Origin of the sequence: Paracidovorax valerianellae, from assembly GCF_900102625.1 — a bacterium.
GTDB lineage: Bacteria > Pseudomonadota > Gammaproteobacteria > Burkholderiales > Burkholderiaceae_C > Paracidovorax > Paracidovorax valerianellae.
The window spans coordinates 66,406-89,492 of sequence record NZ_FMZC01000012.1 but is presented as its reverse complement, the minus strand read 5'-3'; the positions used below and the strand labels follow the sequence as shown (position 1 = coordinate 89,492).

Sequence of the window (23,087 nt, the reverse complement as noted above, 5' to 3'; positions counted from 1 at the left end):
CTTGTCCTGCTTGCGCTAGCAGCTATCATTTTTATGTCCCAATTTGATCGATATGGTTCCTCACGGGGCGTGAGCCGCAACGCCGTGATTGCGGGTTCTGTCGTGCTTTTGCACGTGGCCGGATTGTGGGCACTGCAGTCAGGCCTGTTGCGCAAGGCGGCGGAAGTCATCGTTCCCGCGGAAGTGTTGAGCGAGTTCATCACCCCTCCTGCACCACCGGCGCCGCCTGTTCCACCACCTCCCAAACCGGCGCCACCTCCTCCGCCAAAACCCGCGCCCAAGGCGCCGGCACCCCGACCTGCGCCGATGCCGGTCGCAATCCCTGATCCGACGCCTGCGCCCAATGCTCCGACAGGCGTCACCACGCCTCAACCACCGGCTCCCCCCATTGAAGCGCCCGTCGCGCCGCCAGCCCCTCCGCCTGCGCCGCCCGCTCCTCCAGCGCCGCCCAAGATCGAATTGCCGTCCAGCGACGCCGCCTATCTGAACAACCCCCGGCCGACCTATCCCGCGATCAGCAAACGGCTGGGCGAGCAAGGCAAAGTCGTGCTGCGCGTGCTCATCGGCACGGATGGCCTGCCACAAAAGGTGGAAATCAATAAGTCCAGCGGCTTCGACCGTCTGGATCGCCAGGCACAGGACGCCGTCATGCGCTGGCGCTTCGTGCCCGGCAAGCGCAATGGCGTTCCAGAAACCATGTGGAACCTGGTCCCCGTCAATTTTGTTCTCGAATAATTTCAGGAGTTTTCATGGAATCGCATTTCGGCATTGCCAACGTTTGGATCCAGGGTGACTTTGTCACCCGCGCCGTCGCCGTGCTGTTGCTCGGCATGTCCCTCGCGTCTTGGATCGTCATCTTGATCAAGGCCATGGACATCTTCCGATTCAAAAAACATGCGCGTGGCGCCCGCGATTTCTGGCACAGCGAAGATTTCGCGGCAGGCCTCAGCAAGCTCGGCGACGATCCAGCCAACCCGTTTCGCCATCTGGCGCTCGAAGGGCGCGAAGCCACTGCGCACCACCGCAACACCAAGGCCCATCTGCATGACAGCCTGGACGTGAGCGACTGGGTCACGCGCAGCCTGCGCAATTGCATCGATGAGTTCACCGCGCGCGTGCAATCCGGCCTGGCCGTGCTGGCCTCCGTCGGCTCGACCGCTCCGTTCATCGGCTTGTTCGGCACGGTCTGGGGCATCTACCACGCACTGGTCGCGATTGGCACTTCGGGCCAATCCACCATCGACAAGGTGGCTGGCCCGATCGGCGAGGCACTCATCATGACGGCCCTCGGATTGGCCGTGGCGATTCCCGCGGTGCTGGGCTACAACGCGCTGGTGCGTGGCAACAAGTCCATCTTGAACAATCTCAACAGCTTTGCACACGACCTGCACGCCTACTTCGTGACGGGTGCACGGGTCAGCGCCCCTGGCGAACAAGCCAAGGTCCTGCCGATCAAGAAGGGCTGAAGCCATGTCTTTCGGAACCCAGGACGACGCCGACGAGGTGATGAACGAAATCAACATGACGCCCCTGGTGGACGTCATGCTGGTGCTGCTCATCATCTTCATCATCACCGTGCCCGTGATGAAGCATGCCGTGCCGGTGGATCTGCCTCGCGCCTCCAACCAGCGCGAGGACGTGAAGCCCGAGACGATCCGCCTCAGCATCACTGCGGACGGCAAATACCACTGGAATGAATTGACGATCGGGGACGACGATCTGGAGCCTCGCCTGAAGGCCGAGGCCGCCAAGGACCCTCAGCCCGATCTGCACATCCGCGGCGACAAGGAAGTGCGCTATGAGCGCGTGGCGCTGGCCATGTCTGCCGCGCAACGCGCCGGCGTGCGCAAGATCGGCTTCGTGACCGAGCCCCAGTGATAAATATTTACAAGATAGCTACGCGGCGCCCTTGACGAACAATTGCGAATAGTTATCATTAACTCAATCGCAAAGCACAGAGGATTTCTCATGCACGCCAGTCTTAACGCCCTGCCTTCTTCTTCCTTTTTTGGTTCCGCCGTCTTTCAGGAACGCGAGCCATCGGGCGCCGCCCATCTGGCGAGTTCCGCCCCAGCGGTGGACAGCCGGGAATTGCTCAAGGGACAGAAGACCGTCGCCATCTGCCACAACGGCTCGGTCTACCGCTTGCAAGCCACGAAGCTGGGCAAGTTGATCCTGACCAAATAGTTTCATCGTGGGGCGACTCCAGGGCACGCTCTGTGCTCGGGGAGTCGTATTTGCCAGCCAACGGGTTGCCCGCGTAGCCAGGCTTTTTTTCCGCCCCACCCCGCTCATAAAAAAACCGGCCCTTGAGGCCGGTTTTTTTTGGATGAGATTGAGACCTTCGAAGTATCAAATCCACCCTCAGAGCAGGAACGTGAAGGCAATCGCCTCCACGCTTCTTGGACGTCAGAGTCCCAGTGCCGCGATGCCGGCTTTGGCGATTTGTGCGTCCTCGGTCGACTTCACGCCGCTGACCCCCACGGCGCCAAGGCACTGTCCGTCCTTCATGATCGGCACACCGCCTTCCAGCAACCCGTCGATGAAAGGGGCGCTCAGGAAGGCCGTGCGGCCGCCGTTGACGATGTCTTCATACACCTTGCTTTCGCGACGGCCCAGGGCGGCCGTGCGGGCTTTTCCCGGGGCAATGTGCGACGACACCGGGGCTGCACCATCGAGGCGCTGCAGGGACAGCAGATGCCCGCCGTCGTCGACGATGGCGATGGTCACGGCCCATTGGTTCTTGAGGGCTTCGGCTTCCGCGGCGGCAGCGATCTTCTTGACGTCGGCGGCTTCGAGTTCGGGTTTGTTTTTCATGGCGTGTGCGGTCCAGTGCAGGTCGAGGGACAAGGGCCGGTGGCCCGTGGAAGGGTCAAGCATACCGGCTCGACCCTGCAAGACCCTGCTGGCATCAGGCAAAAGATTCCATCCTTAAAAGTACGGGATCGAAAGAGGGTATTTGAAACGGCGTGCGTCGGCACCACCTAGAATTTGTCGGTCTGCGCTGTGCAGGCCTCAAAGGAGAGATAGAAGATGAACGACCAAGTCACTACCCTGGGCTCAGCGGGATATGGGGTCTCGCAAGAAGAGCGGCAGAGAGTGCTGCGCAACACCTACTGGCTGCTCGCGCTGAGCATGCTGCCCACGGTGCTGGGCGCTTGGGTGGGCGTCGCAACCGGCATCACCCAATCGCTGCGTGGCGGCGTCGGGCTGATCGTTTTCCTCGGCGGCGCCTTCGCTTTCATGTTCGCCATCGAGAAGACCAAGCGCTCTGCAGCGGGCGTGCCCGTGCTGCTCGCTTTCACCTTCTTCATGGGGCTGATGCTCTCCCGCCTGATCGGCATGGTGCTGGGCTTCAAGAACGGCACTGAACTGATCATGACGGCGTTTGCAGGCACCGCAGGCGTGTTTTTTGTGATGGCGACCCTGGCCAGCGTGATCAAGCGTGACCTGTCGGGCATGGGCAAATGGCTGTTCGTGGGCGCGATGGTGCTCATGGTCGGCGCGATCATCAACGTGTTCGTGGGCTCTTCCGCCGGCATGATGGCCATCTCGGTCGCGGCCATCGGTATTTTCAGCGCCTACATGCTGTATGACCTCAAGCAGATCCTGGACGGCGGCGAAACCAACTACATCAGCGCCACGCTGGCCCTGTACCTCGACGTATTCAACGTGTTCCAGAGCCTGCTGGCCCTGCTGGGCATCGTGGGTGGCGAGCGCGACTGATCCTGCGGTGCCACGGCACCGCCGGGTTCTCTCTGAAAAAGGCCTCGAAAGAGGCCTTTTTTCATGGCGTCTTCGGTGATTTGAAAACGCCCCGGAATTAATTTCCGCGCAAAGCCGCAGCAATCCCTCAATCCTTCCGGCGCCGTGCCGATAATCAAGGAACATGGCTCACATCCCAGCCCCCACCCTCCGCCCGCGATGCGCTGCCCTGCTCGTCCTGCTGCTTCTCTCGGGCTGCGAAATCCCCGGGCTGGGGCCTGACCCCCGCGCCGTGCAAAAGGAAGCCGAGGCCAAAGCCATCGGCGGGGCTTGCAGGCACGCGCTGCGCGGCCTGGAAGATTGCTTCACGCTGAATCCCAAAGCCGCGAAAGCGTCCGTCTTCGCCGGCTGGAAGGACATGGACCAATACATGCGCGACAACAAGCTGGAGGGCGCTCCCTCCGTGCTTGGCAAATTGGAAACCAAGCCGGAGCGCGCCAGCAAATCCGGCGAAGCGGCCGAGTCTGGCGAAGCAGGTACCGGCTCCCGCAACCGCAGTTGATGGGGCTGACGGGCGCCAACTGCCGCTCACCTGAGCGGCAGTTTCAGTTTCAGGCCCGCTCGAACACCGCCATGCTTTCCACGTGCGCCGTGTGCGGGAACATGTTGACCACCCCTGCCGCCACGCAGCGATAGCCTGCCTGGTGCACCAGCAATCCGGCATCCCGAGCCAGCGTTGCCGGGTTGCAGCTCACGTACACGATGCGCTGGGGTGGAACCCAGTCTTGCGCTCCGGCTGGCAACGCCGGGGCTTCTTCGGCACCGAGGCGGGCTTGGTGGATATCGGCCAGCGCCTTCATCAGAGCAAAGGCGCCTTCCCGGGGAGGATCGACCAGCCACTTGTCCGCAGTTCCGTCGGCCACCAGCATCGCCGGCGTCATGTCGAACAGGTTTCTGGCGACGAAATCCGTCTTCGCCAGCGCTTTGCCACCGGATGAGCGGGACTGGTTGAGTTGGTAGTTATCCCGTGAGCGGGCCACCAGGGCCTCGCTGCCCTCGATGCCCAGTACCTCGCGTGCTTGCGTGGCAATGGGCAAGGTGAAGTTGCCCAGGCCGCAGAACCAGTCGATCACCCGCTCATGCTTGCGCGCGTCCAGCAAACGCAGGGCCCGTGACACCAACACCCGGTTGATGTGCGGATTCACCTGCGTGAAGTCGGTCGGCCGAAACGGCATGGTGATGCCGAAGTCAGGCAGTGCATAGGACAGTTGCTCGCCCCCGGCGTCGAGAAGCTGCACGGTGTCCGGCCCCTTGGGTTGCAGCCACCACTGCACGTTCTGCTCCACAGCAAAGGCCCGCAGCTTGGCCAGGTCGTCGGTGCTCAGGGGCTCCAGGTGCCGCAGCACCAGCGCGGTGACGTCGTCGCCGCAGGCCAGTTCGATCTGCGGACAGGTGTCGCGCGCCTCCATGGAAGCAATCAGGTTGCGCAACGGCACGAGCATGGCGCTCACGTGGGGCGGCAGCACGGGGCACACCTCCATGTCGGCGACATAGCGGCTCTTGCGTTCGTGGAAGCCGACGAGCACCTGGCCCTTCTTGATGACGTAGCGGACCGACAGGCGCGCACGGTAGCGGTAGCCCCAGGCCGGCCCCTCGATGGGACGCATGATCGTCTCGGACTTGACCTTGCCCAGGTGCCAGAGGTTGTCTTCCAGCACCCTTTGCTTCACCGCCACCTGCGCGGCGACATGCAGATGCTGCATCTTGCAGCCGCCACAGGCTCCGCCGTGCAGGCCGAAGTGCGGACAGCCCGGGCGCACGCGCTGCGACGATTCACGGTGGATCGCCGTCAGGCTGGCTTGCTCCCAGTTGTTCTTCTTGCGATGGGTATTGGCGGTAACGAGTTCCAGCGGCAGCGCGCCGTCGATGAAGACAACCTTGCCGTCGGGCTTGCGGGCCACGCCTTGGGCATCCATGTCCATGGACGTGATTTCCAGCCAGCCTTCAGGGAGTTCGTTCGTGGGGATCTGTGGTTCTGTGGGGTCGCTCATCCCCCGATTGTCTCAGGCCGCAAAGGCCTTCTGGCAAGGCCAGCCTCAGCTGCGGTCGGCCCGCGCGCGACGCGGCGTCATGGTGGCCGGCTGTCTGGACATGCCGCCCAGCGAGGCCGAAGCGGGAAGGCGATTGATTTCCAGCTCGCAACCATAGTTGTCCAGCGAGAAGACCAGCGTGCCGCCCGGCACGGTGCGCGGCAGCGTTTCGTGCACCTGGCGCGCCAGATCCACCGGTGGCCGCTGCGAGCGGTAGATGATCTGCTGGTCGGCGCTGTAAACCAGATAGCACGCGGCAGAAGCGCCTTGGGAGAAAAAGCCGGCCAAGAGCGCGGCGGCGGCATAGCGGATGGCTGGCATGGTGAACCCCTTGTGGATGCGTTCTTGCGGATGAATGGCGCCGATTATTGCGGACTTCGGGGCTGGTGGCGCATCGGACGATGCCGATGCTTGCAAGCCACAGCATGGCATGCGCCGTCTCAGCCCAGATGCAGGTGGGTGGAGTGCTTCACCTCTTCCATCACCGCATAGGTGCGCGTTTCGCGCACGCCCGGCAGTTGCCACAGTACGTGCCCCGCGAATTCGCGGTAGGCCTTCATGTCGGCCGAACGTGTCTTGAGCAGATAGTCGAAACCGCCGGCCACCATGTGGCACTCCAGGATCTCCGGGTAGACCTGCACTGCCGCCTTGAATTGATCGAACACATTGGGCGTCGTGCGGTCCAGAAGCACCTCGACGAACACCAGCAGGCCCGCGCCGAGCTTGAGCGGGTTGAGCCGCGCTTCGTAGCCCAGGATGTATCCGTCACGCGTCAGCCGCTGCACCCGCGAAAGCACCGCCGTGGGCGACAGCGCCACTCGCTCGGCGAGCTTCAGATTGGCGATGCGGCCGTCTTCCTGAAGGGTTTGCAGGATGCGGCGATCGATTCGGTCCAAAGTGGTTTCAGAGTCGTGCATTGTTAGTTTTTTATTCTGCTATCTGGCTTTTTTTGGAAAGAAATTCAGATTAATCAATTGCATGATAGTTATATCTCCAGCGCCGCTGGTCTTTTTAAACCGCCATGTCCCTCACCGCCGACTCTGCCGCTCCCGCAACGAACGCAGCCTCTTTTGCGCCCCGTGCTCAAGACATCCACCCACTGCGCCATGCGATCACCGCTGCGTACCGGCAGCCCGAGCCTGAGGCCCTTGCACCGCTGCTGGATCTGGCACGGCTGCCAGCCGGTGTGTCCGGCGGCATTCAGACACTGGCCTTGCGGTTGGCGGACACGCTTCGCAACCGCAAGAGCGCTGGCGGACGCGCCGGCATCGTGCAGGGGCTGCTGCAGGAGTTTGCCCTGTCTTCCCAGGAAGGGGTGGCGCTCATGTGCCTGGCCGAGGCATTGCTGCGCATTCCAGACGCTCCCACGCGCGACGCGCTGATCCGCGACAAGATCCGCTCCGGCGACTGGGAGCCCCACCTCGGCAAAAGCCCGTCGCTGTTCGTCAACGCCGCCACGTGGGGGCTGCTGCTTACCGGCAAGCTCGTGGCCACGCACAGCGAGCGGGGCCTGACCTCGGCACTGCGGCGCCTGACTGCCAAAGGCGGCGAGCCACTGATCCGCAAGGGCGTGGACATGGCGATGCGCATGATGGGCGAGCAGTTCGTCACGGGCGAGACGATCGAACAGGCGCTGTCCAACGCCCGCGCGATGGAGGCGCAGGGCTTTCGCTACTCCTACGACATGTTGGGCGAGGCTGCCTTGACCGCCGATGACGCCGCGCGCTACCTGCGCTCGTATGTGGACGCGATCCATGCGATCGGCAAGGCGTCCGCCGGGCGCGGCGTGTACGAAGGGCCGGGCATCTCGATCAAGCTTTCGGCGCTGCACCCCCGCTACAGCCGCGCGCAATATGCCAGCGTAATGGACGAGCTCTACCCGCGGGTGCTGCAACTCGTGGAGCTGGCCCGCCAGTACGACATCGGCCTGAACATCGATGCCGAAGAGGCCGACCGGCTGGAACTGTCGCTCGACCTGCTGGAGCGGCTGTGCCGCGCCCCGTCGCTGGCGGGCTGGAACGGCATCGGGTTCGTGATCCAGGCGTATCAAAAGCGCTGCCCGCACGTGATCGACTGGGTGATCGATATCGCCCGCAACACCGGCCATCGGCTGATGATCCGCCTGGTCAAGGGTGCTTACTGGGACAGCGAAATCAAGCGCGCCCAGCTGGATGGCCTGGCCGATTACCCGGTCTACACGCGCAAGGCGCACACCGATGTTTCCTACATCGCCTGCGCACGCAAGCTGCTGGCCGCCACCGACGCGGTGTACCCCCAGTTCGCCACCCACAACGCGCAGACGCTCGCCACCATTTACCAACTGGCCGGCCCGGACTACCAGCCCGGGCAGTACGAGTTCCAGTGCCTGCACGGCATGGGCGAGCCGCTTTACGAGCAAGTCGTCGGTGCGCCGTCGGCCGGCAAGCTGGGCCGCCCGTGCCGCATCTACGCCCCGGTGGGCACGCACGAGACGTTGCTGGCCTACCTGGTGCGCCGGCTGCTGGAAAACGGCGCCAACACCTCGTTCGTGAACCGCGTGGCGGACACCACGCTGCCGCTCGAATCGCTCGTCAGCGACCCGGTCGCCACGGTGGATGCCACCGCCGCAGCCGAGGGCGGCACCGCCCTGCCCCACCCGCGCATCCCGCTGCCCAAGGACCTGTTCGGTGCGCGCCGCGCCAATTCGGCAGGGCTGGACCTGTCCAACGAATCGGTGCTGTTCCGCCTGTCGAGCGCCCTGGCGGCGGAAGCACGGCAGTTCTGGCAGGCCGAGCCGCTCATCGACGGCGAGGTCGCGGAGACCGAGACGACTCAGGCCGTGCGCAACCCAGCGGACCCCACCGACGTGGTGGGCCACGTGCAGGAAGCGACCGATGCCGACGTGGACTGCGCACTGCAGGCCGCCTGCGGCGCCGCACCGGCCTGGGCCGCCACCGAGCCGGGCGCGCGGGCCGCTGCGCTGCGGCGCACCGCCGAGCTGCTCGAAGCCGGCATGCCCCAGCTTTTGAGCCTGCTGATGCGCGAGGCCGGCAAGACCTGCGCCAACGCCATTTCCGAAGTGCGCGAGGCCGTGGATTTTCTGCGCTACTACGCCGTGCAGACCGATGGGCATTTCGACAACGCCACGCACCGGCCGCTCGGTCCGGTGGTGTGCATCAGCCCGTGGAATTTTCCGCTCGCCATCTTTCTGGGCCAGGTGGCTGCGGCGCTCGCGGCCGGCAACACCGTGCTCGCCAAGCCCGCCGAACAAACCCCGTTGATCGCCGCTGAAGCCGTGCGCCTGCTGCACGAGGCCGGCATTCCGCGCGGGGCGGTGCAGTTGCTGCCGGGGCGCGGCGAGACGGTCGGTGCACGGCTGGTGGGCGATGCGCGCGTGATGGGTGTGATGTTCACCGGCTCCACTGACGTGGCCCGCATTCTTCAACGCACCGTGGCTGGCCGGCTCGATGCCCAGGGCCGCCCCATTCCGCTGATCGCCGAAACCGGCGGGCAGAACGCGATGATCGTGGACTCCTCCGCGCTGGTGGAGCAGGTCGTCGGCGATGTGGTGGCCTCGGCGTTCGACAGCGCGGGCCAGCGCTGCTCCGCCCTGCGCGTGCTGTGCGTGCAGGCCGATGCGGCCGACCGCGTGATCGAGATGCTCAAGGGCGCCATGGCCGAATTGACCGTGGGCAACCCTGCCCTGCTGGCGGTGGATGTGGGGCCGGTGATCGACGAGGAAGCGCGCTCCGGCATCGAGCAGCACGTCGCCACGCTGCGTGGCAACGGGCGCGCCGTGTTCCAACCCCCGGTCGATGCCGAGGTGCTCGCACGCGGCACCTTCGTCGCGCCGACGCTGATCGAGCTGGCCAGCATCGGCGAACTCCAGCGCGAGGTGTTCGGCCCGGTGCTGCACGTGGTGCGCTACGCCAGCAACGGCCTGGATACGCTGCTCGACCAGATCAACGCCACCGGCTACGGCCTCACGCAAGGCCTGCACACGCGCATCGACGAAACCGTGGAACGGGTCGTTCGGCGTGCGCATGCCGGCAACGTCTATGTGAACCGCAACATGGTCGGCGCGGTCGTGGGCGTGCAGCCCTTCGGTGGCGAGGGCCTGTCGGGCACGGGCCCCAAGGCGGGCGGGCCGCTGTACCTGCTGCGCCTGCTCTCGCAGCACCCGGCGCAGGCGGCCCGTGGGGCCATCGACTGCACCGCTGCGGCCGCGCCGGACCTGGCCGCACGTGCCGTGCTGCAAGGCCCGCTGCAGGCGCTGGCCGGCTGGGCGCCGGGAGCCGGCCATGCATCGCTGGCCAACACCTGCACCGCACTGGCCGATGCTGCCGTGGCGGGCTTGGTCTGCACACTGCCCGGGCCGACCGGCGAGCGCAACCAGTACACGCTGGCGCCCCGCGCCCGCACCCTGTGCCTGGCGACCCAGGAGGCCGACCGCCTGACGCAGTTGGCCGCCGTGCTGGCCGTGGGTGGAACGGCGGTGTGGCCCCTGGCTGAAACGCAGGCGCTGCACGCCCGGCTGCCGGCCAGCGTGCAGACGCGCATCGCGCTGGTGAACGATTGGCGCAGCCCCAGCGTGGCGCTGGACGCCGTGCTGCACCAAGGCAGCAAGGAGACGCTGGTGGCGCTGTGCCAGCAGATGGCGCAACGGCCGGGGCCCATCGTGGGCATCACCGCGCTGCCGGAAGGCGCGACCTCGGTGCCGCTGGAAAGGCTGGTGATCGAACGGGCGCTGAGCGTGAACACCGCAGCCGCCGGCGGCAATGCGAGCCTGATGACGATGGCCTGAGGCAGGGTACGAGTCAAAAACGGCTCCGGCGCATGATTCACTAGGGTGGTTTGCTATTTATTCAATAGCACTCCACCATGACCTCAAGGGTAAGCGGCGGCGGGTCCTTGATCGGCGAAGGCAGCGTTTCAAGGGTGAGGCATCGCCTGCAGAGCGACTCGGTGTGCCCGACACCACCACTGGCAAGCGCAGGTCTTGACAGCGTTGGCAAGAGCAGGATTTGAGCCAAAAGTGGCTCCAGCGCATATTCCTCTACGGTGTATAGCTATGTTTTTAATAGCAAACACGATCTGGCGTCGCAGTGCCGTTTTTGGCTGAAGCACTCCTGTACGGCATTGCACTGCGCTACCTGCTGGCCATGTCTGCCGATGCCCGCGTCAACGCTCCGGCACCAGCCAATCCTGCGGGTGGGCCAATCCCCGCATGATCTGAACCACCTGGGGCTGATCGACCAGCACGCATGGCTTGCCCGTGCGCTTGCAATGGTCCTGCACACGCCAGTAATCGTCGTGGCCGACGCAGCCGGTCTGGCAGATCACGAAGTCTGCGGCCACCAGGCTGGCTTCCAGCGCGGCATCACCGGCCGCCCACGCCGTGGCGTTCTCGGGGTCCAAAAAGTTGGATTGGGGGTTACCGACGACCGGCCGCGCAACGAGGCTGCCGGCAGCGTTCTGGGCAATGCACACCACGGAACGCACCAGCGACTGCCCCTCTCGGTTCGCGGGCGGCCACTGCGTCTCGGCATCGGCCCCAGAACCCGTGCTGGGCCCTTGCGCCAGCGGTGGGTGCGCACCAGGCCGCGCCGCGCGCCATTGCCAATGCAGCACCTCGCGCATCAGGTCCTGGATGCGCTGCCCCAACGCCTCGATTTGCCGGCCCATGGCGCGGCGCCGCATCGACCCGGACGCTGGCAGCGCAGCCGCGTTTTCGGCAAGCGCCTCGCGCGCGAAGGCCAGCGCAGTCTCCGCCACGATGGCCCGGCCTCGCAAGCGAATGGCCTCAGCCTGCAGGCGCTCGATTTCGGCGGCCTGCAGCGTCAGCAGGTGGCTGCAGCGGATTTGTGCTCGCCCATATCCGTCCAGCAGCACGCGGTGTTCCTCGATCAGATCTTCCAGCGGAGTGGCGATCATCTGCGCTCCCATTTGTTCGGTACCGAAGCCCTTGCAAACCCAGGATGGGTGCTGCCGGCAATGGCTGGTTCGTCTCGCCAGCCATTTGATTGATAACCATTCTCATTTAATGATACACTGGCGTCAATCGCTGACCGGGCTTCAGGAGGTTCGTTTCACGAACCGATCGATGCCCCGCTCAGCCACCGAACAGTTTCATCGTGGGGCGACTCCCGGACTCCGTCCGAAGGGTCGTTTTTTGCCAGCCAACGGGCGTGCTCGCGTAGCCAGGCTTTTTTTCTGCGATGTATGTATGGATGGATGGGTGGTGTCGCTGCGCTTCTTTCAAACGGCCCAGCGGTGAACGCTCGGGCAACGGCCCTGCGCCATTTCTTCGACGCGATCTCTGACCCGATGGGATTCACGCAGCCCCCATCGAGGCTTGGGCAGGCACCACCGCCCTGCCCTAACTAAGTTTTGAGCCACGGCTGGTGCCAAGCCGCACGCCCACGGGCCATCGGCCCATGGGCTTGTTCGACTCAACTGAACGCGATGTCGAAATCGCTGTCCGAGGCGCTGAGCTCGATCTTGCGGATCACGTGCGCATCCACGGACGATTGCAGGAACTGCATGGCCAGCCGCGGCAGCAGGTTCTGCGTGATGATGCCGTCCACCATGCGCGCGCCGGATTCCACCTCGCTGCAGCGCTGGCGAATCAGCTGCACCGCGACTTCGTCGAACGTGAACTGCGCGTTGTGGCGCTCCAGAATCCGCGTCTGGATGCGCTGCAGTTGCAGGCGGATGATCTGGTCCAGCATCGAATCGGAGATCGGAAAGTACGGCACCACCACCAGGCGGCCCAACAGCGCTGCGGGAAATTTTTCCAGCAGCGGCTGGCGCACGGCTTTGGCCAGCGCTTCGGGCGGCGGCACCAGATCGGGGTCGCGGCACATGCCGGCGATCAGTTCCGAGCCGACGTTGGAGGTCAGGATGATGACCGTGTTCTTGAAGTCGATGTAGCGCCCTTCGCCGTCTTCCATCCAACCCTTGTCGAACACCTGGAAGAACAGTTCGTGCACGTCCGGGTGGGCTTTTTCGATCTCGTCGAGCAGCACCACGCTGTAGGGGCGCCGGCGCACGGCCTCGGTGAGCACGCCGCCTTCGCCGTAGCCCACGTAGCCGGGTGGCGCGCCCTTCAGGGTCGATACCGTGTGCGCCTCCTGGAACTCGCTCATGTTGATGGTGATGAGGTTCTGCTCGCCGCCGTACAAGGCCTCGGCCAGCGAGAGCGCGGTCTCGGTCTTGCCGACACCGGACGGGCCCGCGAGCAGGAACACCCCGATCGGCTTGCCCGGGTTGTCGAGTTGCGCGCGCGCCGTCTGGATGCGGCGGGTGATGGCCTCCAGGCCATGCCGCTGGCCGATCACCCGCTTTTCCAGCGTGTCCGCCAGCGTGAGCACGGATTTGACTTCGTCGCGCACCATGCGGCCGACCGGAATGCCGGTCCACTCAGCCACCACGGCCGCCACCACGCTGGCGTCCACCACGGGTTGCAGCAGCGGGTCTTCGCCCTGCATGCGCAGCAGTTCGCTGCGCAGATCGCTCAGTTGCTGGACGGCGGCGGGGCCTGCACCGGTGTCACTGTCGGTCGCAGCGACGGCATCGGTGGATGCAGGTGCGCCAGCAGCGGCACTGCCTGCCTCCGCAGGGGCATCGGGCTGGGCAGCTACGGCGCCGGGCGTTGCCTGGGCAGTTGCGGCCTCCTTTGCCACGCGGCGGGCCAGCACGGCGGCTTCGGCATCCACGATCTGCTGGACCATGCCCTTTTCGGTTTCGAAGCGGGCCTTGAGCACTTCGTGCTCGGCTTCCAGGCGTGCGAGGGAGGCCTGGATTTCGTCGAAGCGCTCGGTCTCGCCCACGCCCAGGTCCAGTTCGCGCTGCACGATGTCTTTTTCCACCGCCAGCGATTCCAGTTGCCGGATCACGGCCTCCAGCCGCGCAGGGGTGGCATGCAGGCCCATCGCCACGCGCGAGCAGGCCGTATCGAGCAAGCTCACTGCCTTGTCGGGAAGCTGCCGCGAAGGAATGTAGCGGTGCGACAGGCTGACGGCCGCAGCCACGGCGTCGTCACCGATGCGCACGCGGTGGTGCCCTTCGAGCTTGGCGGCCACGCCGCGCAGCATGAGCACCGCCTTGGCTTCGTCGGGCTCGTGGATCTGCACCAATTGGAAACGCCGCGTGAGCGCCGGGTCTTTCTCGATGTATTTCTTGTACTCGGCCCAGGTGGTGGCGCCGATGGTGCGCAGGACCCCGCGGGCGAGCGCGGGCTTGAGCAGGTTGGCCGCATCGCCAGTGCCGGCCTGTCCGCCAGCGCCGATGAGGGTGTGCACTTCGTCGATGAACAGCACGATGGGCGCAGTGCTGGCCTGCACTTCATCGAGCAAGGCCCGCAGGCGGTTCTCGAACTCTCCCTTCATGCTCGCACCGGCCTGCAGCAGCCCGATGTCAACCACGCGCAGTTGCACGTCTTTTAGCGGCGGCGGCACGTCGCCCGCTGCGATGCGCAGTGCCAGGCCTTCGACCACGGCCGTCTTGCCCACGCCGGCCTCGCCGACGAGGATGGGGTTGTTCTGGCGGCGGCGCATCAGGATGTCGACCATCTGGCGCACTTCTTCGTCGCGCCCGGTGACGGGGTCCAGCTCCTGCTGGCGCGCGCGCTCAGTCAGATCGACCGTGTACTTTTGCAGCGCCTCGCCGCGGCCCGAACCGGCCGGGCCGGTGGCGCCGCTCACTTCGCCGGGCACGCCGGACAGGCCGGAGCCGTCCGCAGCGCCCAGGCGGGATTCCGGCGAGTCGGGCAACAGGCGCGCGAACGCGTCGCTCAGGCCCGGCTCCGTGAGCCGGCCCAGTTCGCTGGAGATGGCACGCAGTTCATTGGCCAGCGCGCGCGTGCGCACCATGCCGGACAACCAGTAAGCGCTGCGGATCTGCGACTCGCCGAACATCAGCGTGGCATAGACCCAGCCACGTTCGATGGCGGTTTCGATCTGCGCCGAAAAGTCGCTGATCGACGTCGCCCCGCGCGGGAGGCGGTCCAGGCTCTGCAGCACATCGGCGGCGAGCTTCTCGGCGTCGATCTCGAAATGGCGAAACACGCGCACCAGGTCGGAATCGGTTTCTTGCAGCAACTGGTGCAGCCAGTGCACCAGTTCCACGTAGGGATTGCCGCGCAGCTTGCAGAACACCGTGGCGCTTTCCAGCGATTTGAACAGCAGCGGATTCAGTTTTCCGAAAAGGGCTTGCCGGCTAATTTCAGACATGGGACCTCGGTCAGTCAGGTTTTTAAAAAGGAAATGTGTCAGGCGTGCGCGGAGGCAGGCGAAGGAGCGGCGCGGCGGGCGGCGCCTTTGCGCAGGGTCAGCCAGTGTTCGGGGTCGAGGCGGAAATCGTCGGGATCGCGCGTGGCGGGCGCAGAGAGCGACCAGGTCGTCCAGCCCAGCCGCGTGGCACCGCCGAGCTGGCAGGGGGGCACGTCTTCACGGCGCAGGATCAATTCAAAGTCCCAAGCGAACTCGATGCCCAGGTAGTTGCGCACCCAGTCCACCAGCGCCTGGAAGTCTTCGCCCGCCGGCAAAAACCGTTCGTACTGCGCCAGCGTGAGGGGGCCGATGCGCAGGCGGAACTTGCTCTGCGCATCGGGCACGCGGCTTCCGACTACGGTGTCCACGCCCAGTTGCGAATTGCAGGCATTGCGCGACAGCCGCGTCTGCTGGCGCGGCTCCAGTTCGAGGTAATGCAGGGTGTATTCGATCAGCTCCACCGGTATGCCGAAGTAGACGCGGATCGCGGCCATCAGGCCTTCGGGGTTGCGCGTCCATCGGGTCAGGTGTCCCGCCATGTATTGCTTGGCGTGGTCGGGCACCGCATCGCGGGCCAGTTGGGTCGGCTCGCCCAGTCCGACCAGGCTGCGCACGTGGCGCCCGAACGGGTCGTCGCCCGCGCGGTCCAGCGACGTGGTGGGCTGCGGGTCCGACCAGGCGCGAAAAAACAGCAGCAGCAGCCGGTGGTGAAAGATGTCCGAAAAGCGTGCGAGCGTCGGGTCGTCGTACTGCCGCAGCCGCTCGCGCACGTATTCCGTCAAGTGCGTGGGCATCGGCCCGTTGGGCCCGTAGAGCCCGAAGTTCCACACCATGAGCCGTTCGGGCTGCCCCGCCGTGGCCGGCAACACTTCGGCCAAGGTCGCCGGCGCAAACGCCAGCGACGGGTCCTGCCCGAGCCGCAGGGACTCAGCCTGGGGCCGCAGCGCCTTGCCGAAACGGGGAAATCCGGGCTGGCGCGCCTGCAACAGCCGCAGCGTGAAGAACAGGTCGAACTCGTGCGGGTTGGCTTTCAGCTTTTGCCAAAAGTCGGCAACCCCGGCGCTGTCGGCTGCCTGCGGCCTGCGTGCATCGCGGCCTTCGCCCCCGCCGAGCGTCGGCAACTGGCTCATGTGCAGGGCCTTTGGCCAGGCCGCACCCGCCATTGCGCAATCCGGCCCCGCTGGCGCGAATCGAGCGCCAGTTCGGTGTAGCTGTTCACCCCCACGTGCCGGGCAAAGAACCGTTCCAGCACCGCCATCAGCGGCCAGGGGCTCACGCCGGCCAGGGAGCTTTCGTCCACGCCGACCGACACGCCCACGCCGCGGCCATAGACGAGTTGACCGTGCTGCGGCAGCCTGCGGGTGATGGCTGAAATGCCCAGTCCTTTGATGCTCGACACCTGGCCCGACAAATCCTTGTCGCCCAGGTCGAGGTACAGGCGAAGCAGATCGCGCAGCGTCGCCGCGCCCTCTTCTTCCGACAGGTCCGTCATGGCCAGGTAGTTCAGCGACAGGTGCGAGATGAGGCGCCAGGTGATTTCGTTCTCGGCCACGCTGGACGTGGGCCGCGTGGGCCCCGCCACCGTGCGGACGCGGTCTACCGGCACCGACTCCACGGTGGTGAAGTCGCCCTCGTTGCTGCGCCCGCCCATCAGCAAGGGCAGATCGCGGTTGGTGCACAGCGTGCGCACGCTCAACTGCTTGAGGTCGTCCGAGAACGGAGCCTCCCGCTGATCGACCAGCGAAATGAAGACCTCGCTGCCCAGGTACTGGGTGCGGGGACCGAAACGCGCCGCATGCTCCGAGAAAAGCCGGGGCTCCCGGCGCGCCGCGAAGTAGGCCTGGTCGCTGGAGCGGATGCCGTGAATCGACGAAAACAGCGGCACGAACTCACGATCGTTGAGCTGCCCTTCCCGATGCCCCGTCACGCCCAGAACGCTGTAGACCTCGAAGTCGCGCGGGCGGGTGCGGTCGGGCACCACGTGGTATTCGTTGACATTCGGCGCCACGTGAATGCGATCGGCCGGGCGTTCGAACAGGTTGATGGCGGGCACGCAGTGCAGCAAGAACTTGTGTCGATCGACCTGCGCTTCCAGGCTCGGCTGGGCGCGGCGCAGCAGCAAGGTGATGGCCACATTCTTCGTCTCGGCTTTGGCAAAAGCCGCGCGCAGATCGCGCACCGAAAAGAAACGGAACCGCGCCGGAAACGCGAAATACTCGTGGAGCAACCGGTGTCCCTGGAAGCTGCGGTGCGAGTACGGCAGCAGCGCTTGCGACTGCTCATAGCCTTCGGCCTGCAGCGCCTCGGGTGGCAGATGCGCCCAGACGCGCGAGGGGTCTTGCGCATCGTGGACGACGATGCCGATCAGTGACTCGTGGATCAGCTCCTGCAGGTGCGACGCCACCGCATCGCCCGCTGAAATGTGCACATCCAGCCGGTCCATGCGCAGATCGCAGAACCGGAGTGCGCCGCGGGTCGAAAGATCGATGCGCAGGTGCCCGGCGGGCTCTTCGGGCAAACGCAGCCGAGACAGCGGCAGGTCGAGCGGAGGACCGCCCAGCCGCGCATGGGTCAGGTCGATGGGCCAGAGCGTGAGCTCGTGTCCGGTGCGAAAGTCGCATGGCGTCTGCTCTTCGGCGGTCTTGCGCGCCCTCAGCACGCTGCCCACCGGCAGCGTGTAGCCGTCGGCCAGGCTGCCTTCGCTGGCGCTCGGCTCCATCTGCACCACCACCATGGAAGGCGTGGGGGCCAGATAGTGTGGGCAGACCATCTCCAGAATGCGCTGCGACAGGCGCGGAAACTCCGCGTCCATCTTCATCTGGATGCGGGCGGTCAGGAAGCTGAACCCTTCGAGCAACCGCTCCACGTAGGGGTCGGCCACTTCCAGTTCGCGGATCGACAGGCGGCCCGCCACCTTGGGGAAGGCGGCTGCGAACTCGGCGCCCAGCTCCCGCAGGTAACTGAGTTCGCGGTTGTAGTACTCGACCAGGCGCGGGTTCATCGGGCGTGGCCCTTCACGACGTCATCACCCGGCCGGATTGCGCAAAGATGCATGGACTGGATCACTTCACCGTAAATCAGAGACGACCACCTGCCCCGTTTCCAGGTCCAGACTGGTCTTGAGCAGCAGCTCCAGCGGATAGGGAGCCGACCAGAACTGGCAGCGGATTTCGAACTGCAGGGTGTTGTGGTGGCTGAACAATTTGCTGGACGGCGCGAGGGCGACCACCAGCGTGTCGCGGAGAATGCGCGGCTCATGGGCGAGGATGGACCGGAGAATGGCTTTCTCGATGTCCTTCCAGTCCAGCTCGGACAGCAACTGCCCCGCCAGAGGCGTCATTCCATAATTGAGGACCGACCGCTCGGCTTCGGGCAGGCCCTCGAAATCGATGTGCGAGGTCGCGTCCGAGGCATTGAGCAACCAGTTCAGGTCGCGCAACAGGGCCTGGCGCAGGCGGGCCTCGGTGACATAGACGGCGTCGGCACGCTCGGTGCGCTTGGTGGGCTCGTGGTCCGTCAGGCGGTCGAGCAAGGCCGGCTGAAGCCGGTCTTTTCCATTACCGAAATTGTCGTTGGGCCGCGTGGTTGCCATGGGGACGGAACTGCCTCGAATCAGGCCGAGAACTGGATGCGGCGGACGTCCAGCAGCGCATGGTCTGCCTGGTCGGAAATCCAGACGCGCTGACCGAGGCCGGACACCTGATCCTGGCCCAGTTCGGTCCATTCGGTCGTGCGCGACAGCCGCACGCCATCGGATGCAGAGCTTTCCGAACCGGGATACCGGGTAGGAATGAAACCGAGCATCTGCCCGCCGTTGACCAGCGTGATTTCGCAAGCCGACCAAGCCAGGTCCCGCAGGTCCTGAGGTTTTTCGAAATTGATCTGCTGGATCGCCGTGAAAGGAACCCAGTAGTAGCCCCCGTTGGCGTACAGCTCGCACACCGGACCGAGCCGTGCGTCCGAGTCCGCCAGCCATTCGAAGGCGCTGCCGTCCAGTTCGCCGGGGGAGCCAGGCGCTTCTTCGAAAGCGCTGCTGCGCAGTTCGGCGGCCTTGTCATGCTGGCCATCTGCCGCGCACTTCAGCGCCTCGACCATCCAGCCCAGCCAGGCGGAGGGATCGCCCAGCACCTGCGGAGTGCGCTTGCCGGCGAACACGTCGCGCCGGGCGACCTCGCAAAGAATCACCTCCCGGTAGGCCTTGGCCATGGGGGCCGTCTTGCTGTCCAGTTGGGCGCAGATCTGGAGCTGGTCGAGTGCCTTTTGCCATTCACCGAACAGCACCAGCATCTGGAAGTAGAAGACGCGCAGGGATGCATCCGCCGGGTCTTTGCGAATGGCATCCTTCAAAGAACTCAGTTGCGTGTCCAGCGGAAGCTTGGAGTCGAAGATCATGGGACGGATCGGCCTTGAACGATGGAGCATGAAGGCGGGTGCCGCCGATGGCTCCATCAGAGATGATTGCAGCGCTCGAGCGGCGCCACACCGCACTACGGATTGGCGCCAGGCTGGCGGCACCCGCTAATTAAGTCAGCGAAGGAGCGACCGGGAGGCATGGCAAAAAAGCCCCTCCTCCCGGCGCACGAACGCTCAATTGCCGGCTTGCTTGACGGAAGGCAGCTTGGACACCAGACGCAGCGAAACCGTCAGGCCTTCGAGTTGGTAGTGCGGGCGCAGGAAGAACTTGGAGGTGTAGTAGCCAGGGTTGCCCTCGACTTCTTCAACCTGCACTTCGGCAGCAGCCAGGGGCTTGCGTGCCTTGGTTTCCTGCGACGAGTTGGCTGGGTCGCCATCGACGTAGTTCATGATCCAGTCGTTCAGCCAGAGCTCCATGTCGGAACGCTCCTTGAACGAGCCGATCTTGTCGCGCACGATGCACTTGAGGTAATGCGCGAAGCGGCAGCAAGCGAACATGTAGGGCAGACGCGCCGACAGGTTGGCGTTGGCCGTGGCGTCGGCATCGTAGTACTCGGCAGGCTTGTTCAACGACTGCGCGCCGATGAAGGCCGCCACGTCGGAGTTCTTGCGGTGCACCAGCGGCATGAAACCGTTCTTGGCCAGCTCGGCTTCGCGGCGGTCGCTGATGGCGATTTCGGTGGGGCACTTCATGTCCACGCCGCCATCGTCCGTCGGGAAAGTATGCGCCGGCAGGTTGTCCACCGCCCCGCCGGACTCCACGCCGCGGATGGAGGTGCACCAGCCGTAGTACTTGAACGAGCGGTTGATGTTCACCGCCATGGCATACGCCGAATTGGCCCAGCAGTACTTGCTGTGGTCGCCGCTGGCGGTTTCTTCTTCGAAGTCGAACTCATCGACCGGATTGGTCTTCGCACCGTAGGGCAGCCGCGCCAGGAAGCGGGGCATGGCCAGGCCGATGTACTTCGAATCGTCGGACTCGCGCAGGCTGCGCCAGGCGGCGTACTCGGTGTTGGTGAAGATCTTGGTCAAGTCGCGGGGATTGGCCAGCTCTTGCCAGGACTCCATCTGCATCATCGAAGGCGATGCGCCGGCGATGAACGGGCAGTGGGCCGCGGCGGACACCTTGGCCAACTCACCCAGCAGTTCGACATCGGTCGGGCTGTGATCGAAGTGGTAGTCGCCAACCAGGCAGCCGAAGGGCTCGCCACCGAACTGGCCATATTCTTCTTCGTACACCTTCTTGAAGATGGGGCTTTGGTCCCAGCCCACGCCCTTGTAGCGGCGCATGTTGCGATGCAGCTCTTTCTTCGAGATGTTCATCACTCGGATCTTGAGCATTTCGTCCACTTCGGTGTTGTGGACCAAGTGGTGCAATCCGCGCCAGGCGCCTTCCAGTTGCTGGAACTCGCTGTGGTGAATGATCTGGTTGACTTGTTCGGACAGCTTGCGGTCGATCTCCGCAATGATGGCCTGCACCGTCTGGTAGGCATCGTCGGACAGCGTGGCCGATGCAGCGAGGGCCTGCTGCGCCAGGGTCTGCACCGCAGCTTCGACGGCTTCACGGGCCTGATCGGTCTTGGGCTTGAATTCTTTTTGCAGCAATGAAGCGAATTCATTGCCTTCGAGCGTCTGAGCGGCTGGTGCCGCTTCCATTTGACGTGCGTTCATGGTCAGGTCACTCCTCGCTTATTTGACGTCCGTCGATGGCTCGGCGGCGGTGGTATCTGCAGGCTTGGGCATGGCGGCCAGCGACTTGAGCAACGCAGGGTCCTTCAAGACCTTGCTGATCAGTTCTTCAGCCCCTTGCTTGCCGTCCATGTACGACAGCAGGTTGTGCAATTGCGTGCGGGCTTCCAGCATGGAATTAAGCGCGCCGACCTTGCGGGCAATGGCGGCAGGCGAGAAGTCTTCCATGCTGTCGAACGTGAGTTCGATGTGCAGGCGGCCATCGCCCGTCAATGTATTGGGCACATTGAACGACACGCGGGGCTTGATGGACTTCATGCGCGCATCGAAGTTATCGATGTCGATTTCGAGGAATTTACGGTCTGCAATTTCCGGCAGCGCTTCCACGGGCTTGCCGGAAAGGTCGGCCATGACACCCATGACGAAGGGAATCTGCACCTTCTTCTCTGAGCCGTAGATTTCGACGTCGTATTCGATCTGAACCCGTGGCGCGCGATTGCGAGCAATGAATTTCTGACCACTCTTACCCGTTTTGCTCAGTGTCATGATGTAACTTCTCTTTTCCTAGGATTTATTAAAACGTGAGCGTAGGGTCCTGTGAAGACTTCGCCATTACAACGGCTTCGCAAAACACCAACTTACAAATTCACAACAAAGTGGAGCACTGCTTCTTCAAGATGCTCTGCATTGGCTCCATCCCTCCAACCCATTATTCGCGCCGACGTCGCCACTCCCATAGCAGACGCCTATAAATGCGAGCATTTGAGCGTTTGAGGAACTTCAGATTCAAGGTCGTATCTTGGCCGAGTTCCGTCCCGCCAGTATCCCCATGGCCCCGCTATCAAATGCTACAAAACGTTTTCAAAGCGGGCTCTTCACACCGGTAATATTTTCCACTTGCGCCACGCTGTCTGGAGACAACTCTCGAAGAATGTCCAGAAAGTCCAGCCCCATCAATCGGACCGCCCGGCGAATCAGCAAGGGAGCCGGGTTGGTCGGCTCGGTCTTTTCGAGAAACTCCGCGATGTCCATCAGCCTTGCCACGGCATCGGCCCGCGACCGCAACGCAAACCCGGTTTGGGTTTGAGCGGCAGGCGCAGAGGCATCGCCCACAACGGCGGTGTTTTCGGCGTCGCCCACCGACACCAAATCGGCGTTGGCATCGGCATCTTTTGGAATCAGGTCCCGGAGTACGGTCAGCAAACCGCGGATCTGATCCAGGTCAGGCCGCTGGCTCGCATCCAGACGGTCCTTGAAAACCGTTTGCATGGACTGGAATGCGTCGGTGGCGACGACCCAGGCGCGCAAGGACTCGTTGCCTTGCCGCCAGGCGTCGGCGACTACGCCGCGCAACTGGTCGATCGACATCTTGATGGCGCCGTCGGCCGCCGTGCCGCGTGCCAGGGCTTCCGCATCTCGAACGTTGATGGAGCCCGCCGCAGACCGCAGAAAGTCCTGCTGCCTCAAATCACGCAATTGGCCGGTCACATCGTTCAACGAGGCAACGGCGTTCATCCGCATGAAATGGTCGCCGTCCTCCGGCAAGGGGTGAAGCTCATCCCAGTACCGGTTGAACATGGCCGCCATCAGCTGAACCCCCTGAGACAGCCCCTGCACGCCTTGCGTATTCGTGAGTGCCTGCGAGAGCTTTGCCACGACCCGAATGTCCTTGGTACGCGACAGGAGAGCGATGGACCGTTTTTCGACCTCGCGCCAATCCGGCGGTTCGGCCGGGATCACGGTTTCGCCGAACTGTTGTTCGGGCTTGCCACTGGCCGCGTTTTCAAGGGCGAGAAACTCGGCGTCGTACGTCAGGTCTTCGCCGCACGGTGGGGTATCGCCGGTCGGTACCAGCAGAGCGTCAAGATCAATCATTCAATACCCGTCGGCGCACATGAAAGGTGCGCTTGCTCGTTAAAGGAAGGACGAAGGGACAAAA

At 64.3% G+C, this 23,087-nt stretch carries 20 protein-coding genes; 7 read left to right on the top strand and 13 right to left on the bottom strand.

From position 1 onward, the window contains the following. The first annotated feature begins 33 nt into the window (after nt 1-33). The 4 genes from BLT03_RS17375 to hemP all read left to right on the top strand — a co-directional run bounded on the left by BLT03_RS17375 (nt 34) and on the right by hemP (nt 2,187). On the top strand, nt 34-735 hold the full coding sequence (locus BLT03_RS17375; protein WP_092745017.1) for an energy transducer TonB: 702 nt from the start codon (nt 34-36) through the stop codon (nt 733-735). A 14-nt stretch (nt 736-749) separates the two neighbouring features. Beyond that, nucleotides 750-1,466 carry a MotA/TolQ/ExbB proton channel family protein gene (locus tag BLT03_RS17370; RefSeq protein WP_092745016.1) on the top strand — a complete coding sequence of 239 codons (717 nt, stop codon included), beginning with the start codon at nt 750-752 and terminating at the stop codon, nt 1,464-1,466. A 4-nt stretch (nt 1,467-1,470) separates the two neighbouring features. Next, nucleotides 1,471-1,878, top strand: coding sequence for an ExbD/TolR family protein (locus BLT03_RS17365; protein ID WP_092745015.1), 408 nt, complete (start codon nt 1,471-1,473; stop codon nt 1,876-1,878). 90 nt (nt 1,879-1,968) lie between these two features. Then, entirely contained in the window at nt 1,969-2,187 is a 219-nt protein-coding gene (gene hemP / locus BLT03_RS17360) for a hemin uptake protein HemP (RefSeq protein ID WP_092745014.1), read from the top strand. Between the two features lie 222 nt (nt 2,188-2,409). On the opposite strand, the gene BLT03_RS17355 is transcribed toward hemP, so the two are convergent. After that, on the bottom strand, nt 2,410-2,817 hold the full coding sequence (locus BLT03_RS17355) for a GlcG/HbpS family heme-binding protein (protein WP_092745095.1): 408 nt from the start codon (nt 2,815-2,817) through the stop codon (nt 2,410-2,412). A gap of 216 nt (nt 2,818-3,033) precedes the next feature. Between BLT03_RS17355 and BLT03_RS17350 the strand changes: the two genes are divergently transcribed. Together BLT03_RS17350 and BLT03_RS17345 are read left to right on the top strand one after the other, a co-directional pair. Next, nucleotides 3,034-3,726 carry a Bax inhibitor-1/YccA family protein gene (locus BLT03_RS17350; protein ID WP_092745013.1) on the top strand — a complete coding sequence of 231 codons (693 nt, stop codon included), beginning with the start codon at nt 3,034-3,036 and terminating at the stop codon, nt 3,724-3,726. Between the two features lie 163 nt (nt 3,727-3,889). Further along, the gene (locus BLT03_RS17345) at nt 3,890-4,267 is read left to right on the top strand and encodes a hypothetical protein (RefSeq protein ID WP_092745012.1); all 378 of its coding nucleotides are present in this window, start codon (nt 3,890-3,892) and stop codon (nt 4,265-4,267) included. Nucleotides 4,268-4,316: 49 nt separating this feature from the next. Here BLT03_RS17345 and rlmD read toward each other — a convergent pair whose 3' ends face one another. The 3 genes from rlmD to BLT03_RS17330 all read right to left on the bottom strand — a co-directional run bounded on the left by rlmD (nt 4,317) and on the right by BLT03_RS17330 (nt 6,712). Then, nucleotides 4,317-5,756 (bottom strand): 23S rRNA (uracil(1939)-C(5))-methyltransferase RlmD, encoded by a 1,440-nt coding sequence (rlmD, locus tag BLT03_RS17340; protein ID WP_092745011.1) that lies wholly within the window; start codon nt 5,754-5,756, stop codon nt 4,317-4,319. Nucleotides 5,757-5,801: 45 nt separating this feature from the next. Beyond that, nucleotides 5,802-6,116 (bottom strand): hypothetical protein, encoded by a 315-nt coding sequence (locus BLT03_RS17335; protein WP_092745010.1) that lies wholly within the window; start codon nt 6,114-6,116, stop codon nt 5,802-5,804. Nucleotides 6,117-6,235: 119 nt separating this feature from the next. Next, on the bottom strand, nt 6,236-6,712 hold the full coding sequence (locus BLT03_RS17330) for an Lrp/AsnC ligand binding domain-containing protein (protein ID WP_092745009.1): 477 nt from the start codon (nt 6,710-6,712) through the stop codon (nt 6,236-6,238). 104 nt (nt 6,713-6,816) lie between these two features. Between BLT03_RS17330 and putA the strand changes: the two genes are divergently transcribed. After that, nucleotides 6,817-10,578, top strand: a complete 3,762-nt coding sequence (gene putA / locus BLT03_RS17325; RefSeq protein ID WP_092745008.1) for a trifunctional transcriptional regulator/proline dehydrogenase/L-glutamate gamma-semialdehyde dehydrogenase — start codon at nt 6,817-6,819, stop codon at nt 10,576-10,578. A gap of 377 nt (nt 10,579-10,955) precedes the next feature. On the opposite strand, the gene BLT03_RS17320 is transcribed toward putA, so the two are convergent. The 9 genes from BLT03_RS17320 to tssA all read right to left on the bottom strand — a co-directional run bounded on the left by BLT03_RS17320 (nt 10,956) and on the right by tssA (nt 23,023). Beyond that, a complete protein-coding gene (locus BLT03_RS17320) occupies nt 10,956-11,708 on the bottom strand; it encodes a DUF2325 domain-containing protein (protein ID WP_092745094.1) in 753 nt (250 codons plus the stop codon). A gap of 518 nt (nt 11,709-12,226) precedes the next feature. Beyond that, nucleotides 12,227-15,007, bottom strand: coding sequence for a type VI secretion system ATPase TssH (gene tssH / locus BLT03_RS17315; RefSeq protein WP_092745007.1), 2,781 nt, complete (start codon nt 15,005-15,007; stop codon nt 12,227-12,229). 38 nt (nt 15,008-15,045) lie between these two features. Further along, nucleotides 15,046-16,176: a type VI secretion system baseplate subunit TssG gene (gene tssG / locus BLT03_RS17310; protein ID WP_092745093.1), complete on the bottom strand. Its 1,131-nt coding sequence runs from the start codon at nt 16,174-16,176 to the stop codon at nt 15,046-15,048. Beyond that, nucleotides 16,173-18,047, bottom strand: coding sequence for a type VI secretion system baseplate subunit TssF (gene tssF / locus BLT03_RS17305; protein ID WP_092745006.1), 1,875 nt, complete (start codon nt 18,045-18,047; stop codon nt 16,173-16,175). Before tssF ends, tssG begins: the two co-directional genes overlap by 4 nt. A gap of 66 nt (nt 18,048-18,113) precedes the next feature. After that, a complete protein-coding gene (gene tssE / locus BLT03_RS17300; RefSeq protein ID WP_092745005.1) occupies nt 18,114-18,638 on the bottom strand; it encodes a type VI secretion system baseplate subunit TssE in 525 nt (174 codons plus the stop codon). Nucleotides 18,639-18,658: 20 nt separating this feature from the next. After that, nucleotides 18,659-19,438, bottom strand: a complete 780-nt coding sequence (locus BLT03_RS17295; protein WP_245711439.1) for a type VI secretion system accessory protein TagJ — start codon at nt 19,436-19,438, stop codon at nt 18,659-18,661. Between the two features lie 195 nt (nt 19,439-19,633). Then, the gene (tssC, locus tag BLT03_RS17290) at nt 19,634-21,130 is read right to left on the bottom strand and encodes a type VI secretion system contractile sheath large subunit (RefSeq protein WP_092745004.1); all 1,497 of its coding nucleotides are present in this window, start codon (nt 21,128-21,130) and stop codon (nt 19,634-19,636) included. An 18-nt stretch (nt 21,131-21,148) separates the two neighbouring features. After that, the gene (tssB, locus tag BLT03_RS17285; RefSeq protein WP_092745003.1) at nt 21,149-21,694 is read right to left on the bottom strand and encodes a type VI secretion system contractile sheath small subunit; all 546 of its coding nucleotides are present in this window, start codon (nt 21,692-21,694) and stop codon (nt 21,149-21,151) included. A 315-nt stretch (nt 21,695-22,009) separates the two neighbouring features. Beyond that, the gene (tssA, locus tag BLT03_RS17280) at nt 22,010-23,023 is read right to left on the bottom strand and encodes a type VI secretion system protein TssA (RefSeq protein WP_092745002.1); all 1,014 of its coding nucleotides are present in this window, start codon (nt 23,021-23,023) and stop codon (nt 22,010-22,012) included. Nucleotides 23,024-23,087 lie beyond the last annotated feature (64 nt).

Coding starts and splice junctions, on each gene's coding strand:
- BLT03_RS17375 (WP_092745017.1), top strand. CDS start 34: ATGTCCCAATTTGATCGATATGGTTCCTCACGGGGCGTGAGCCGCAAC.
- BLT03_RS17370 (WP_092745016.1), top strand. CDS start 750: ATGGAATCGCATTTCGGCATTGCCAACGTTTGGATCCAGGGTGACTTT.
- BLT03_RS17365 (WP_092745015.1), top strand. CDS start 1,471: ATGTCTTTCGGAACCCAGGACGACGCCGACGAGGTGATGAACGAAATC.
- hemP (WP_092745014.1), top strand. CDS start 1,969: ATGCACGCCAGTCTTAACGCCCTGCCTTCTTCTTCCTTTTTTGGTTCC.
- BLT03_RS17355 (WP_092745095.1), bottom strand. CDS start 2,817: ATGAAAAACAAACCCGAACTCGAAGCCGCCGACGTCAAGAAGATCGCT.
- BLT03_RS17350 (WP_092745013.1), top strand. CDS start 3,034: ATGAACGACCAAGTCACTACCCTGGGCTCAGCGGGATATGGGGTCTCG.
- BLT03_RS17345 (WP_092745012.1), top strand. CDS start 3,890: ATGGCTCACATCCCAGCCCCCACCCTCCGCCCGCGATGCGCTGCCCTG.
- rlmD (WP_092745011.1), bottom strand. CDS start 5,756: ATGAGCGACCCCACAGAACCACAGATCCCCACGAACGAACTCCCTGAA.
- BLT03_RS17335 (WP_092745010.1), bottom strand. CDS start 6,116: ATGCCAGCCATCCGCTATGCCGCCGCCGCGCTCTTGGCCGGCTTTTTC.
- BLT03_RS17330 (WP_092745009.1), bottom strand. CDS start 6,712: ATGCACGACTCTGAAACCACTTTGGACCGAATCGATCGCCGCATCCTG.
- putA (WP_092745008.1), top strand. CDS start 6,817: ATGTCCCTCACCGCCGACTCTGCCGCTCCCGCAACGAACGCAGCCTCT.
- BLT03_RS17320 (WP_092745094.1), bottom strand. CDS start 11,708: ATGATCGCCACTCCGCTGGAAGATCTGATCGAGGAACACCGCGTGCTG.
- tssH (WP_092745007.1), bottom strand. CDS start 15,007: ATGTCTGAAATTAGCCGGCAAGCCCTTTTCGGAAAACTGAATCCGCTG.
- tssG (WP_092745093.1), bottom strand. CDS start 16,176: ATGAGCCAGTTGCCGACGCTCGGCGGGGGCGAAGGCCGCGATGCACGC.
- tssF (WP_092745006.1), bottom strand. CDS start 18,047: ATGAACCCGCGCCTGGTCGAGTACTACAACCGCGAACTCAGTTACCTG.
- tssE (WP_092745005.1), bottom strand. CDS start 18,638: ATGGCAACCACGCGGCCCAACGACAATTTCGGTAATGGAAAAGACCGG.
- BLT03_RS17295 (WP_245711439.1), bottom strand. CDS start 19,438: ATGATCTTCGACTCCAAGCTTCCGCTGGACACGCAACTGAGTTCTTTG.
- tssC (WP_092745004.1), bottom strand. CDS start 21,130: ATGAACGCACGTCAAATGGAAGCGGCACCAGCCGCTCAGACGCTCGAA.
- tssB (WP_092745003.1), bottom strand. CDS start 21,694: ATGACACTGAGCAAAACGGGTAAGAGTGGTCAGAAATTCATTGCTCGC.
- tssA (WP_092745002.1), bottom strand. CDS start 23,023: ATGATTGATCTTGACGCTCTGCTGGTACCGACCGGCGATACCCCACCG.